This is a genomic window from Chelatococcus sp. XZ-Ab1 (assembly GCF_029309855.1).
GTDB classification, from domain to species: Bacteria; Pseudomonadota; Alphaproteobacteria; order Rhizobiales; family Beijerinckiaceae; genus Chelatococcus_A; species Chelatococcus_A sambhunathii.
Genome location: NZ_JARKII010000001.1, coordinates 91998 through 106116, shown reverse-complemented (window position 1 = coordinate 106116; position 14119 = coordinate 91998). Strand labels below are relative to the sequence as shown.

Genomic DNA, 14119 nt, shown 5'->3' with positions numbered 1-14119 from the left:
GACAGGCCGACGCGGGCGGCACGCTCACCCGCGGGGGCTTGCTGGACCTGCTGCCCGATCAGATATCCCGGCCGTCGACGTCCGGCGCCAGCCGCGCGACGGCGGCCTTCACCGCCTCGAGATGCGGGTGGACGGCCAGCGCCTGCCGATAGGCGCGCAGGGCGAGCGCCTTCTCCTCGTCCACCTCGAAGAGCCGGCCGAGGGCCGTCCACGCCTCGTAGTGGCGCGGTTCGCGAGCGATGGCCTGCTGCAGGTCGAGAATGGCCTGCCGGCGATCCCCCAGCATGCCGAAGAGCGTCGCGCGCTTCGCCCAGGCCTCGGCCCAGCCCGCCTCGATGACGACGACCCGGTCGAGCAATTCGATCGCCAGCGGCGGGTTGCCGGAGCGCGCGGCGACGAGCGCTCGGCTCATCAGGAGGTCGGCCGTATCGGAGCCGGAGCGCAGCCACTGGCGCTCGATGAGGCGGGCGATGCCAGCCGCCTCGGCTGCGTCACGGCTGTTGCCAAGACGCGCGAACAGCTGGTCGAGCTGGGCCGCCCGTCGCGCCGCGGGCGATACAGGCCGTTCTGCGCTCTGGGGTGGCTCCCGCGGCTCGGAGCCTTGCGACTGGGCTGCAATGCCACTCCACGGCGAAACGGCAAGGGCCATCCCCATCGAAAGAAGCACCAGCGGGCGGACTGCGCGTGTCATGCGACAGAGCCTAACGCGCCCAGGCTCCGGGGCAAAGTCCCGCGCAGACACGTCGCCGTGAATTGCAACCCGTCACCCCAACACCAAAAGCCCGGCGTCACCGCCGGGCTCTTCGTTGTTCATGCAAGACCGCCGAAGCGGCCGGGCGTCAGCCCTGGCGCGCCTTGAAGCGCTTCTGGGTCTTGTTGATGATGTACACGCGACCCTTGCGACGGACCAGCTGGTTGTCGCGGTGGCGCTCGCGCAGAGACTTGAGCGAATTGCGGATCTTCATCGTCCGATCTCCGTCCGGCGCGGCTCCATCGAACCTTGGCCGTCCTTCAAAAAATGGTGGGCGCGACAGGGATCGAACCTGTGACCCCTACGATGTCAACGTAGTGCTCTCCCGCTGAGCTACGCGCCCTTCGAACGACGCTTTCGCGACGTCCTCATGTGGGCCGCGGATATAGCGGCTTGCGGCGAACTGCGCAAGCCGCCCACGAAAAATAGTCAGGCGGCGAGCAACTTTTCCACTTCCGACACGAGTTCGCGCAGGTGGAAGGGCTTGGACAGCACCTTGGCGTCCTTCGGCGCCTGCGAATCGGGGTTGAGCGCCACCGCCGCGAAACCCGTGATGAACATCACCTTGATGTCCGGGTCGAGTTCGGTGGCCCGGCGCGCGAGCTCGATGCCGTCCATCTCCGGCATGACGATGTCGGTGAGCAGCAGTTCGAACGGCTCCTCCCGCAGGCGATTGTAGGCCGACAGCCCGTTGTCGAAGGACACCACCTCGTAGCCAGCATTCTGCAGGGCCTTGACGAGGAAGCGCCGCATGTCGTTGTCGTCTTCGGCGAGAAGAATCTTGCTCATGGCGCACGCGTCGAAAGTGATCGGGCGGGCCGCGGGCTCGGATCTGCCGTGCCGCGCTGCCCGGACGAAAGGTTAGTGGCACGTCCGTCGTCGGACAATGCTCTGCCCGAACCGCCGACGCCGTGCCTTATCGTCTAGACACGCTCCTCGTAAAAAAGCGGTGAAAAAGGGAGCGCGGCACACCGCCGGTCACGAATCGCACGCGCTCATGGCCATGCGGCGATGGACGACACGCCGGCAAATCGGCCACAATCATCGTTCGAGACGGCCCCGCCCGCGAGGGCCGTCGTCCCCGTAGCAGCGTCGTGGTCCCCGATGTCGTCTCCGATCGAGCCGGAACTCGCAATCCCCTTCACGGTCGTCGAACCATCCGATCAGACTGTGCCGCTTGTCTTCAACGCCCCTCACGCCGGCGCCGTCTATCCTCAGAGCTTCGTCGACGGCGCCCGGCTTGATCCACTCGCCCTGCGCCGTTCGGAAGATGCCTATGTGGACGCGCTCTTTGCCGGCATGGGCGCGCTTGGCGCCCCGATGCTCGTCGCCCGCTTTCCCCGCGCCTATCTCGACGTGAACCGCGAGCCCTATGAGCTCGACCCGCGCATGTTCGACGGCCGGCTGCCGCCCTATGCCAACACACGCTCGCTGCGCGTCGCAGGCGGGCTCGGCACCATCCCGCGCATCGTCGGCGACGGGCAGGAGATCTATCCCGGCAAGCTGCCTGTGGCCGAGGCCATGCGCCGCATCGAATGGCTCTACAAGCCCTACCATCGCGCCCTCCGGCAGATCGTGATGCGCACCCAACGCCGGTTTGGCTCGGTGCTGCTCGTCGACTGCCACTCGATGCCCTCTTCCAGCGTGACCCGGGACGAGAATTCGCGCGCCGACATCGTCATCGGCGATCGGTTCGGCACGAGTTGCGCGGCGGCGACCAGCGACAGGGTGGCGCAGTCCTTCGAGCGTCTCGGCTATCGCGTGGCCCGCAACCGCCCCTATGCCGGGGGCTTCATCACGGAGCACTATGGCGAGCCCGCAGCCGGCCGGCATGCCCTGCAGGTAGAGATCAACCGCAGCCTCTACATGGACGAGCGGACCATGCAGCGCACAGAGGGCTTCGCCCGCCTCGCATGCGACATCACCGAAGTCTTCTCCCTCATCGCAGCGACGGCCTGCACGGACCTCACCGAACGGCGCCTGGCGGCTGAGTAGCGCACGCTTGCCGACAGGCCCGTCAGCCAGGCACCAGGCAAGAAAAAAGGCCGCACACTTGCGTGCGCGGCCCAAGTCTAGGGAGGAAACGCCCAAGGAGGGCAGCGGCACCGCGACGGAACATCGCCGTACCGCACTGCAACAACATGCCACCGCACCGCACAAAAAGCAAGGGTGATTGACCTATTTTTTTGTGCCCCCGGGATCGCGATCCCGGCCGGGGTGGGGGTCGTGTGCGAGGACGTAGGTAATGAGTGCGGCCGCAATTGCAAGGGCCAGCAAGGAAAAGACAGCCTTGTAGGCCTCTTGTGGATAGTGCCCGAGGGGGCCACGACCGAAGAGATCCATAAGCCGACCCGTCACCGTCTGCATCACGAAGACGCCGCCCATGGTGCCGATGTTCATCAGCGTGATGCCGCGGCCGATAAGATTTTGAGGGAAAAGAGATTTCCCGTGCGCCATGACGGGCGGCGTATAGGCCACGGCCGCCCCGAAGGCGATAAGCCAGACGAGCACCGAGACCGGGCCGAGAGGCATGAGGGCAGCGTAGGCGAGGCATGCGATGGTTGCAGAGGCGCCGAGCACGACCGGGGGTTTGTATCCGCGGAGGAGCCGATCCGCCGCGCCCCACAGGAAGAGGGCGGCGATCTGCGTCGCCGACGCCGCGAAGAGCGCGACACCGCGCCGCTCGAGGTCGAAGCCGTAGACGTCGCTCAGAAACGGGCCCGCCCACAGGCCGATGACCGTGCCGAAGGCCGCATAGCCGGTCGCGTGCATCAGGAAGAGCGGCCAGAACGAACGCACGCGCACTGCCTCGCGCACGCCGGCGAGCGCCATGCGCCAAGATTCGCGGCCAGCCCATGCGGTGACGGCGGGACCGCGCACGCCGAGGAAGACCGCGAGGCCCGCCGCCGCCGCAAAGGCCGCGACGACGAGGAAGCTCGCCCGCCAGCCGATCGATTCGGCGGCGAAGGCGAGCGGGGCGGTGGCGGCGAGCGTGCCGAAATTGCCGATGCTGAGCTGGATGCCGGTAAGGAAGGCGAAGCGCTCGGGCGGGAAGAGGCGGGCATAGATGGCGAGCGGCGCCATGAAGAAGCTAGAGCAGCCGATACCTAGGAGAAGCCGCGCGCCGACGAGCATCGTCGCGTCCCGCGCCAGCGCGAAGAGCAGGACACCGGCCACCGCGATGAGGGAACACACCAGCATGACGCGACGCGGCCCGTAGCGATCGATGGAGATGCCAACCGGGATCTGAGCGGCCGCGAAAGTCAGAAAGAAGCCGCTGGAGAGAAGCCCGAGGTCGGTGGCGGTAAGCGACAGGTCCGCGGCGAGGTTCGGCGCAATGACTCCGATGGAATTGCGCAGGAATTGACTGACACTGTAGATGCCCGCAAGCACCGCGATGAGCAGCGCCGCCTGGCTTCCCACCGGCGCCGCGCCTACGCCCGTCGGAATCTGGCTGTCCTTCATGCCCGTTCCTCCCGCCCTGCGCTCCACCGGACGCATGGCCTCTCGTTCGTTCCTCTCTTTCTAAACGGCTCCGCCCGCGATAAGACCCCTCTGCAACGCAGCCCTGCCCGCATGAGGTGCGAGGCTCGTGCACGGCTGGCGGAGGGGATGGGAATGGCAGCGGTCGACTTCAGCGCCTTCATGGACGAGCTTGCAACCGTGTCCGGGCGCGCCATCCTGCCGTTTTTCCGCACCGCACTGATGGCGGAGAACAAGGCGCTCGGCGACAGGTTCGACCCGGTGACGGAGGCCGACCGGGCGGCCGAAGCCGCCATGCGCCAGCTCATCCGCCGGCAGTTTCCCCAGCACGGCATCTGCGGCGAGGAATTCGGTGACGAGCGCCTGGATGCCGACTACGTTTGGGTGCTCGACCCGATCGACGGCACGCGCGCCTTCATTTCGGGTCTGCCGCTATGGGGCACGCTGATCGGCCTCACCCACCGCAGCGCACCCGTCTACGGCCTCATGCATCAGCCTTTCACGGGCGAGCGCTTCTACGGCGGCGGCAGAAGCGCCGGCTACAAGGGCCCGATGGGTGCGCGCACGCTCAAGACGCGACGCTGCGCGAGCCTGGCCGAGGCAACCCTCTCCACCACGTCCCCCGCCCTCTTCGCGGCGAACGAGCGCCCGCGCTACGAGCGCGTCGAACGCGAGACGCGCCTCGTCCGTTACGGCTATGACTGCTACGCCTATTGCATGGTCGCAGCCGGCCACATCGACCTTGTCATCGAGGCCGGACTGAAGCCCTATGACATCGTCGCCCTGGTGCCGATCATCGAAGGAGCCGGCGGCGTCGTCACCAACTGGCAAGGTGATTCGCCGGCGGCCGGGGGCGCGGTTGTCGCCGCAGGCGACCCGCGCATTCATGAGGCGGCGCTCAAGCTGCTCTCGGCCTGATCCGGCAGCGCCCCGTCCGACCCCGGCACAAAGGCGTCGAAGGCGGCCCAGAACTGGTCACGAATGTCGTCGCGTTCCATGAGGATCTCGTGCCGGGCCCCGGGGATCACGATGGCGCGGCCCGTCTTGAGGCGGGCGGCGAAACGTTCGATCGCCGGCGTCGAGACGACCGGATCGGCCCCGGCCGCGACGACGAGCACCGGCGTCCTGATCTCGAGCGCGAAGTTCGGGTCCGCGAAGGCACCCATGGCGCGATAGGCTGCGTCGAGCCATGCCACCGTCGGATCGCCTATGGCGAGCGCGGGCGCCCGGGCGGCCACCTCGGCATTGCGCGCATAACGCACCGGGTCTGACGTCAGCCGATTGCCTGCGAAGGGCTTCGTCGAGATCGACGTGGCACCGCCGCCGGGAACATAACTCGCCCCGAAACCGCAGGCATCGAGCATCTCGGACAGGAGGCGTGCGGCACGCGGCCAGGGCACCATGGCGATGTCGATCATCGGCGCGACCGTCACGAGGCGGGCGAAGGGGGTCTTCTTCCCCCTCATGGCGTGGAGGAGGATCGTCCCGCCCATGGAATGGGCGAGCACGAAGTAAGGCGGTGGACAGCGCGGCAGGACGACCTGATCGACGACGGCCGCAAGGTCGCGCTCATAGAGGGAGAAGTCGTCGACGTGGCCTTTGCGCGGGTCGGCAAGGTCGCGCTGCGAGCCGCCCTGGCCGCGCCAGTCGAAGGCGACGACCGTAAAGCCGCGGCGGCGCAGGTCCGCCACCGTCTCGAAATATTTCTCGATGAACTCCGCCCGCCCCTGAACGAGGCAGACGGTGCCGCGGGTCCGGCGCGCTGTCGGCCGCCAGCGCACGGCCCGCAGCACGACGCCGTCGGCGGTGGTCACCGGCGTTATCACCGGCTGGCTCGGCACCGGGTTCAGCTCTGTAGCGACGAGTTCCATCGCCCCTCCCGCCGCGGTTTGCGGCCATTCCACCCGGTTATAGCCGCTGCACCCGCCTCATCGCCACAGGTCTTGAAAGACCGCCCGGGCGCCACCAACTCTCTGCCGTGCAGGCCGCTGACGGCTGCACGGTGGGATGCCCGGCCGGTTCAGGCGGGCATTGTCCGCATATCGCTTCAAATGGAGGATGTGCCATGCGTCAATTCGATCTGTCCCCCCTCTACCGCTCGACGGTCGGCTTCGACCGTCTGTTCTCGATGCTTGATCAGGTTGCCGGCGTCGACAGCTCCCCGAGCTATCCGCCCTACAACATCGAGCGCACCGGCGAAGATGCGTATCGCATCACGGTAGCCGTCGCCGGTTTCGCCAGCGATGATCTCGCCATCGAGACGAAGAACAACACACTGACGATCCGCGGCGAGAAGAAGGTCGCCGAAGGTGCCGAGAGGCCCGAAATGCTCTACCAGGGCATCGCGGCCCGGGCGTTCGAGCGCCGCTTCCAGCTTGCCGACCACGTCCAGGTGACCGGTGCCGCGCTGGAGAACGGTCTCCTGCACGTCGACCTCGTCCGCGAGGTGCCGGAGGCGATGAAGCCCCGCACCATCCCCATCGCGACGAAGCCGGCGAGCGTGGCCATCGACGCGAAGGTCGAGGAAGCCGCATAACACGGCAGCCATGGTCCGCCAGAGGGACCATGGACGATCCCAGAAAACAGACGAGGCGCCGGGCCTTCCGGCGCCTTTTGTCGCGTGCATTGGCAGCGGTGCATGCGGCCGGCGGCCGGCGTCAGAAAGGCGCGCTGGGCAGGATCTTCTCGCCAGAGGCCGGGCCGCCGATCTCATCGCCGTCATTGCCGATGACGTCGCCTGCCGGCGGCACGGGCGGCACCTCGGGCGGCGCGAGGACGACGCTCGGTCTCTCCTCAGCCTCGCCAGCCGCATCCGCCTGCCCGGAGGTCTCGGGCAGCCTCACGTCCCCGCGCGACGGCGGTAGCGGTGCGCGCAGCCCGAGCTCCTGGTCGCTCGGACGCGGCGGCGGCAGCGCCGCCATGCTCGGCTGGCGTTGCCGAAGCGGCACCGGCGCATAGATCTTGGTGCCACGGCCGGTATCGATCTCGACACCGATCTCGCCGCCGAACCTGTCGGGCGAATACGGCCGGAAGGGTTCCTCGGCCATGATGGTCGAGCGCAGCGGACGCGCATCGACGATGGCGCCCGAATAGGCGTCGATAAACAGGCGCATGCGCCAGCCATTCACGTCCGTGCCGTCGACGACGTAGAAGCCACGCGTCAGGCGCGGGCGGGAGATCTGGGCGAAGCCCTCCGAGCGCACCGAGCGCACCACCTCGCGCGGGCTCAGCGGCTCGTCGTAGACCTCCGGCGCGTAGTAGCCCTGGGCAAGAGCCACGCTCGACACCAGGGTAAGCGTCGCGACCGCCGCGAGAAGCCTGGCGGGGCGCCGCATTGGGCGCGATCCGGCAACAGGTGCAAACACGTCATCTGCCTCGTTCATTGCCACTCGTCACCCTCGTCTGTGCAACGGCATTGGGGCGGGCGTTTGGCGGCGCCGCGACAACGGCAGGTCAGGCGGCTGCCTGTCCGCCCGCGACGGCGAGAAAACGGTCGATGGCCGCCTCCGCCGTGTCGAAGGCCGTGACGAGACGCACCAGCACCTCCCCCTCCCCGGCCGCAACGCCCTCCGGCAGGCTGGACGTCACCCAGGGATGGTAGAGTGCCCCGGCAGCGCGCAGCGCCTCGTCCATCGCCTGCGGCAGGAAGACGAAGATCTCGTTGGCCTCGACCGGCAGGGCGACGCGGCAGCCGAGACGCGCGAGGCCCGCAGCGAGCCTGTCGGCCGCCGCATTGGCCCGGGCCGCGAGGTCGAGCCAGTGGCCATCGGCGAGATAGGCGTCGAACTGGGCACCGAGCAGACGGCCCTTCGAGAGGAGGTGGCCGCCGCGCTTGCGGCGCTGCGCCAAGTGCGCCGCCTTGTCGCGGTCGAAGACGATCACGGCCTCCGCCGCAAGACAGCCGTTCTTGGTGGCGCCGAAGGAGAGGACGTCGACGCCCGCGCGCCATGTCATGTCGGCAGGACTGACCCCAAGGCGCACGAGCGCATTGGCGAAGCGTGCGCCGTCCATGTGCACGCCGAGTCCGTGCCGGCGGGCGATGTCCGCGAGCGTCGCTATCTCGTCCGGAGTATAGACCGTGCCGGCCTCACTGGCCTGGGTCAGCGAGAGGGCCGAGGGAATGACCTGATGCGGCGGCCGGCCGGTCGGCGCGGCGAGATGCGCCGCGATCTCCTCCGCCGTGAGCTTGCCGAGCCGTCCGGGAAAGCCGACGAGCTTGGCCCCGCCCGTGAAGAACTCCGGCGCGCCGCATTCGTCCTCGGCCACATGCGCCTCGGCGTGGCACAGCACCGCACCCCAGGGCGGGCAGAGGGTGGCGAGCGCCAGCGCATTCGCGGCCGTACCCGTGGCGACGAGGAAGACCGAAAGGTCGCGCTCGAAGATCTCCTTGAGCCGCGCCTCGACGCGCGCCGTATGATCGTCCGCCCCATAGGCGCGCTGGCTGCCGGCATTGGCGGCGACGAGCGCCTCCATCACCCGCGGGCTCGCGCCCGCCACATTGTCGCTTGCAAAGTTCATCCCGCCTGTGCTCCCGCTTGGAAGCGGAAGCTAGAACATGGCTCGCCCAGCGTGAAGCGCCGAGCGGTCATGGCCGCGCCGCGCCCGCCTCCCGATCGCAGGATCGAAACGGCCGGCCGGCCATGGATGCGCAATTAAATTACGCTGACTTCATCTCGCTCGTCACGATCGCAATCCAGGTTGGGCGTCCCGTATAAGTTTCGATCAAACGACTCGCAAATACCCGCTTGTCACCTTAGAAAAAATCTGGCAAGGTCCGCCCGGTTTAGGACAGCCTTGCTGTCCCATTCCGATGATTATCCGAGCCCGGCATCCGGTCGGGCCTTCCGCGAGCAAGACAAGGCAGGTCTTGGTTATGGCACGTCCGACGGCCGCCAAACGCGATACGAAACCTGCCGCCCGCACGACGCGGGCTTAGCGGGCGCGCCCCGGCTTTACGCCGCGAGACGCCCGCGAGGTGCGGGCGCAACGGAAACAGCGCGACCGGACCTCCAAGACCAACAAGAGGGTGCGTACGGGCGGGCAGCGACAGGCTGCCGGCACGGACCGGCGACCCCCGCGAGAGACGAACGACGTGGACAAGGCCGCCGCGGCGGCAACGATGGGGCAGAACATGAGCGCGACGAACGAGCAAAAGCTGGTCTCCAACCCGGCGCTGCTTCAGAAAACGCGCGCTGCGGACCCCGGTCTGCCGCCCGCACAGGGCCTCTACGACCCGGCGCGCGAACGCGATGCCTGCGGCGTCGGCTTCATCGCCCACATGAAGAATGAGAAGAGCCACGACATCGTCGCCAACGGCCTTGCCATTCTGAGGAATCTCGATCACCGTGGGGCTGTCGGTGCCGACCCCCGGGCGGGCGACGGCTGCGGCATGCTGGTGCAGGTGCCGGACCGTTTCCTGCGCGAGGAATGCGAGAAGCTCGGCATCGCCTTGCCACCGGCCGGCGAATACGCCGTGGGCCATCTCTTCATGCCGCGCGACGCGGAAGGCTTCGCCATCGTTAAGGCGACCCTGGAGCGCGTCACTGCCGAGGAGGGCCAGGTGCTCCTTGGCTGGCGCGACGTGCCGGTCGACCCCTCCGTGCTCGGCGAGAGCGTGAAGCCCACCGAGCCGCGGCACGTGCAGGTCTTCATCGGCCGCGGTGAGGGCGCGACGACACAGGACGACTTCGAGCGGCACCTCTTCATCCTGCGCAAGGTCGTCTCCAACGCGATCTACGACCTCAACGACCCGCGCACGGCCGGCTACTACCCGGTGAGCCTGTCGACACGCACGCTCGTCTACAAGGGCATGCTGCTCGCCGACCAGCTCGGCGACTATTACGCCGATCTGCGCGACCCGCGCTTCGAGAGCGCGCTCGCCCTCGTGCACCAGCGCTTCGCGACCAACACCTTCCCCACCTGGTCGCTGGCCCACCCCTACCGCATGGTGGCGCACAACGGCGAGATCAACACCCTGCGCGGCAACGTCAACTGGATGGCCGCACGGCAGGCCTCGGTCGACTCCGAGATCTTCGGCAACGACATCTCCAAGCTCTGGCCCATCTCCTACGAGGGCCAGTCGGACACGGCCTGTTTCGACAACGCGCTCGAGTTCCTTACTCAGGGCGGCTATTCGCTCGCCCACGCCATGATGATGCTGGTGCCCGAGGCCTGGGCCGGCAACCCGCTCATGGACGAGGAGCGGCGGGCCTTCTACGAGTACCATGCCGCGCTTATGGAGCCGTGGGACGGCCCGGCTGCCATCGTCTTCACCGACGGGCGTCAGATCGGCGCGACGCTCGACCGCAACGGCCTGCGCCCCGCGCGCTACCTCGTCACCGAGGACGGCCTCGTCGTCGGCGCCTCCGAGATGGGCGTGCTGCCCATCCCCGAGGAGAAGATCGTCGAGAAGTGGCGCCTGCAGCCGGGCAAGATGCTGCTCATCGACCTCGAAGAGGGCCGCATCGTCTCCGACGAGGAGATCAAGAGCGAGTTGAGCCGCCGCCATCCCTACAAGGAGTGGTTGAAGCGCACGCAAATCGTGCTGGAGGAGTTGCCACCAGTCCAGGCGCGTGAATCGCGCACGGACGTGAGTCTGCTCGACCGCCAGCAGGCCTACGGCTACACCCAGGAGGACCTCAAGCTCCTCATGCAGCCCATGGCCGTCACCGGCCAGGAGGCCGTCGGCTCGATGGGCACCGACACGCCGATCTCGGCCCTGTCGGACAAGCCGAAGCTGCTCTACACCTATTTCAAGCAGAACTTCGCCCAGGTGACGAACCCGCCGATCGACCCGATCCGCGAGGAACTCGTCATGAGCCTCGTCTCCTTCATCGGGCCGCGCCCGAACATTCTCGACCTCGAGGGCACCTCGCGCCGTAAGCGCCTCGAGGTGCGCCAGCCGATCCTGACGAACGAGGATCTGGAGAAGATCCGCTGCATCGGCCACAGCGAAGACCAGTTCGACACCAAGACGCTGGACATCACCTATCCAGCCGGCCAGGGGGCGGAAGGCATGCCCGGCGCCCTCGAACGCCTGTGCGAGCGCGCGGAGGCGGCCGTGCACGGCCGCTACAACATCATCATTCTCTCCGACCGGATGCTGGGACCGGACCGTATCGCCATCCCCGCGCTGCTCGCGACGGCAGCGGTGCACCACCACCTCATCCGCAAGGGGCTGAGGACCTCGGTCGGCCTCGTCCTCGAATCTGGCGAACCGCGCGAGGTGCACCATTTCGCCCTGCTCGCCGGCTATGGCGCCGAAGCGATCAACCCCTATCTGGCTTTCGATACGCTGGCCGCGATGCACGAGGCGCTCGACTTCCCAGAGGAGGTCGATGACCACGAAATCATCAAGCGCTACATCAAGTCCATCGATAAGGGCCTCCTCAAGGTCATGTCGAAGATGGGCATCTCCACCTATCAGTCCTATTGCGGCGCGCAGATCTTCGATGCAGTCGGCCTCAGAAGCGACTTCGTCGCGAAGTTCTTCTTCGGCACGGCCACCACCATCGAGGGCATTGGCCTTGCCGAGATCGCCGAGGAGACGGTGCGCCGCCACCGCGATGCCTTCGGCGACGTTCCTGTGCTGCGCAATTCCCTCGAGGTCGGCGGTGATTACGCCTACCGCCTGCGCGGCGAGGACCACGTCTGGAACCCGGACACGGTGGCGACGCTGCAGCACGCGGTGCGCCTCAACGCGCAGGACCGCTATCGCGAGTTCGCCCGTCTCGTGAACGAGCAGGAGAACCGCTTCAGCACCGTGCGCGGCCTCTTCCGCATCCGGACGGCCGCCGAGCGCGGCGCTCAGCCGGTGCCGCTCGAGGAGGTGGAGCCCGCGGCTGAGATCGTCAGGCGCTTCTCGACGGGCGCCATGTCGCTCGGCGCCATCTCCAAGGAGGCGCACGAGACCCTGGCCTTGGCGATGAACGCCATCGGCGCCAAGTCCAACACCGGCGAGGGCGGCGAGGATGCCGCACGTTTCCGGCCGTTGCCGGACGGGCGCTCCAAGCGCTCAGCCATCAAGCAGATCGCATCGGGGCGCTTCGGCGTCACCACCGAATATCTCGTCAATTCGGACATGATGCAGATCAAGGTGGCCCAGGGCGCCAAGCCCGGCGAGGGTGGCCAGTTGCCCGGCCACAAGGTCGATGCCGTCATTTCCCGGCTGCGCCATTCGACGCCGGGCGTCGGCCTCATCTCGCCGCCGCCGCACCACGACATCTACTCGATCGAGGATCTCGCCCAGCTCATCTTCGACCTGAAGAACGTCAACCCCGCGGCCGACGTCTCGGTCAAGCTCGTCTCCGAGGTCGGCGTCGGCACGGTCGCCGCCGGCGTCGCCAAGGCGCGGGCCGATCACATCACCATTTCGGGCTTCGAGGGTGGCACGGGGGCCTCGCCACTGACGTCCATCAAGCACGCCGGCAGCCCGTGGGAGATGGGCCTCGCCGAAACGCAGCAGACGCTGGTGCTCAACCGCCTGCGCGGCCGGGTACGCCTGCAGGTCGACGGCGGCCTGCGCACGGGTCGCGACGTCGTCATCGGCGCGCTGCTCGGGGCCGACGAGTTCGGCTTCTCGACGGCGCCGCTCATCGCCGCCGGCTGCATCATGATGAGGAAGTGCCACCTCAACACCTGCCCCGTCGGGGTGGCGACGCAGGACCCGGTGCTGCGCAAGCGCTTCAAGGGTCTGCCGGAACATGTCGTCAACTACGTCTTCTTCGTCGCCGAGGAAGTGCGCGAACTGATGGCCGAGATGGGCTTCCGCAGGCTCGAGGAGATGATCGGCCGCACCGACCTCCTCGACAAGAAGGAGGCCATCGACCACTGGAAGGCCAAGGGTCTCGACTTCACGCGCCTGTTCCACCGGCCCGAGGTCGGCCCCGACGTCGCCGTCTTCCACAGCGAGCGCCAGAAGCATCCGATCGACGACGTGCTCGACCTCAGGCTCATCGCGCAGGCGCGCGGCGCCATCGACGAGGGCACGCCGATCGTCATCGAGGAGACGATCCGCAACGTCGACCGCGCGACGGGCGCCATGCTGTCGGGCGAGATCGCCAAACTGCACGGCCACGAGGGCCTGCCCGAGGACACCATCACGGTGAATCTCAAGGGCACGGCCGGCCAGAGCTTCGGCGCCTTCCTCGCCGCCGGCGTCACGTTGCACCTGACGGGTGAGGCCAACGACTATGTCGGCAAGGGCCTCTCCGGCGGCAAGATCATCGTCCAGCCGCCGGCGGAAATGAAGGCGATGCCGGAGCGCTCGATCATCGTCGGCAACACGGTGCTCTACGGTGCCATCTCCGGCGAATGCTATTTCCGCGGCGTCGCCGGCGAGCGCTTCGCGGTGCGCAACTCTGGCGCCATCGCTGTCGTCGAGGGCACGGGCGACCACGGTTGCGAATACATGACCGGCGGTGTCGTCGTCGTCATCGGCCCGACAGGCCGCAACTTTGCAGCCGGCATGTCCGGCGGCATCGCCTATGTGCTCGACGAGGACGGAACCTTCACCAAGCGTTGCAACCTGTCCATGGTCGATCTCGAACCCGTCGAGGAGGAGGAGGAGCTCATGGAGCGCCTGCACCACCACGGCGGCGACCTCGAGCACAAGGGCCGCATCGACGTGCTCGCCGACATGTCGGGCCACGACGAGGAGCGGCTGATGCAGCTCATCGCCAACCACCTGCGCTACACGGGCTCGACCCGCGCCAGGGCCATCCTCGACGACTGGGCGGGTTACCGCACCAAATTCGTCAAGGTGATGCCGGTCGAGTACCGGCGCGCGCTGCGTGAGATGGAGCGTCTGCGCACGCTGCAGGCGGCGGAATAAGGATATGGGACCGCGGTCCACCCTCTCCTTCGGGGGACGGGTCGGCGCCGGTG

11 protein-coding genes and 1 tRNA gene are annotated in these 14119 nt (G+C 67.7%); 4 read left to right on the top strand and 8 right to left on the bottom strand.

Going from position 1 to position 14119, the window contains the following annotated elements; genetic code table 11:
* Positions 1–58: 58 nt before the first annotated feature.
* From P2T65_RS00500 to P2T65_RS00485, 4 genes are all read right to left on the bottom strand, one after another.
* The gene (locus tag P2T65_RS00500; RefSeq protein WP_071924127.1) at positions 59–691 is read right to left on the bottom strand and encodes a tetratricopeptide repeat protein; all 633 of its coding nucleotides are present in this window, start codon (positions 689–691) and stop codon (positions 59–61) included.
* A gap of 148 nt (positions 692–839) precedes the next feature.
* Positions 840–965, bottom strand: coding sequence for a type B 50S ribosomal protein L36 (gene ykgO / locus P2T65_RS00495; RefSeq protein WP_019401092.1), 126 nt, complete (start codon positions 963–965; stop codon positions 840–842).
* A gap of 54 nt (positions 966–1019) precedes the next feature.
* A tRNA-Val gene (locus P2T65_RS00490) sits at positions 1020–1094 on the bottom strand.
* An 86-nt stretch (positions 1095–1180) separates the two neighbouring features.
* Positions 1181–1540, bottom strand: coding sequence for a response regulator (locus tag P2T65_RS00485; RefSeq protein WP_019401091.1), 360 nt, complete (start codon positions 1538–1540; stop codon positions 1181–1183).
* A 315-nt stretch (positions 1541–1855) separates the two neighbouring features.
* On the opposite strand from P2T65_RS00485, the gene P2T65_RS00480 reads away from it, so the two are divergent.
* Positions 1856–2746 carry an N-formylglutamate amidohydrolase gene (locus P2T65_RS00480; RefSeq protein ID WP_055457693.1) on the top strand — a complete coding sequence of 297 codons (891 nt, stop codon included), beginning with the start codon at positions 1856–1858 and terminating at the stop codon, positions 2744–2746.
* Positions 2747–2929: 183 nt separating this feature from the next.
* Here P2T65_RS00480 and P2T65_RS00475 read toward each other — a convergent pair whose 3' ends face one another.
* Complete coding sequence (locus tag P2T65_RS00475; protein ID WP_245280443.1) at positions 2930–4216, bottom strand: MFS transporter; 1287 nt, start codon at positions 4214–4216, stop codon at positions 2930–2932.
* A gap of 153 nt (positions 4217–4369) precedes the next feature.
* On the opposite strand from P2T65_RS00475, the gene hisN reads away from it, so the two are divergent.
* Positions 4370–5152 carry a histidinol-phosphatase gene (gene hisN / locus P2T65_RS00470; protein ID WP_055457695.1) on the top strand — a complete coding sequence of 261 codons (783 nt, stop codon included), beginning with the start codon at positions 4370–4372 and terminating at the stop codon, positions 5150–5152.
* Here the strand turns inward: hisN and P2T65_RS00465 are convergent.
* A complete protein-coding gene (locus P2T65_RS00465) occupies positions 5119–6105 on the bottom strand; it encodes an alpha/beta hydrolase (RefSeq protein WP_276198983.1) in 987 nt (328 codons plus the stop codon). The two genes, hisN and P2T65_RS00465, sit on opposite strands and share 34 nt — an antisense overlap.
* Positions 6106–6299: 194 nt before the next feature.
* Here P2T65_RS00465 and P2T65_RS00460 point away from each other — a divergent pair, with 194 nt between their 5' ends.
* The gene (locus tag P2T65_RS00460; RefSeq protein WP_276198982.1) at positions 6300–6770 is read left to right on the top strand and encodes an Hsp20 family protein; all 471 of its coding nucleotides are present in this window, start codon (positions 6300–6302) and stop codon (positions 6768–6770) included.
* Positions 6771–6891: 121 nt separating this feature from the next.
* Here P2T65_RS00460 and P2T65_RS00455 read toward each other — a convergent pair whose 3' ends face one another.
* Both P2T65_RS00455 and P2T65_RS00450 read right to left on the bottom strand, forming a co-directional pair.
* Positions 6892–7569, bottom strand: a complete 678-nt coding sequence (locus P2T65_RS00455; RefSeq protein WP_055457698.1) for a PepSY domain-containing protein — start codon at positions 7567–7569, stop codon at positions 6892–6894.
* Positions 7570–7687: 118 nt separating this feature from the next.
* The gene (locus tag P2T65_RS00450) at positions 7688–8752 is read right to left on the bottom strand and encodes a beta-eliminating lyase-related protein (RefSeq protein WP_055457699.1); all 1065 of its coding nucleotides are present in this window, start codon (positions 8750–8752) and stop codon (positions 7688–7690) included.
* A gap of 601 nt (positions 8753–9353) precedes the next feature.
* On the opposite strand from P2T65_RS00450, the gene gltB reads away from it, so the two are divergent.
* On the top strand, positions 9354–14066 hold the full coding sequence (gene gltB, locus P2T65_RS00445; RefSeq protein ID WP_276199178.1) for a glutamate synthase large subunit: 4713 nt from the start codon (positions 9354–9356) through the stop codon (positions 14064–14066).
* Positions 14067–14119: the final 53 nt, after the last annotated feature.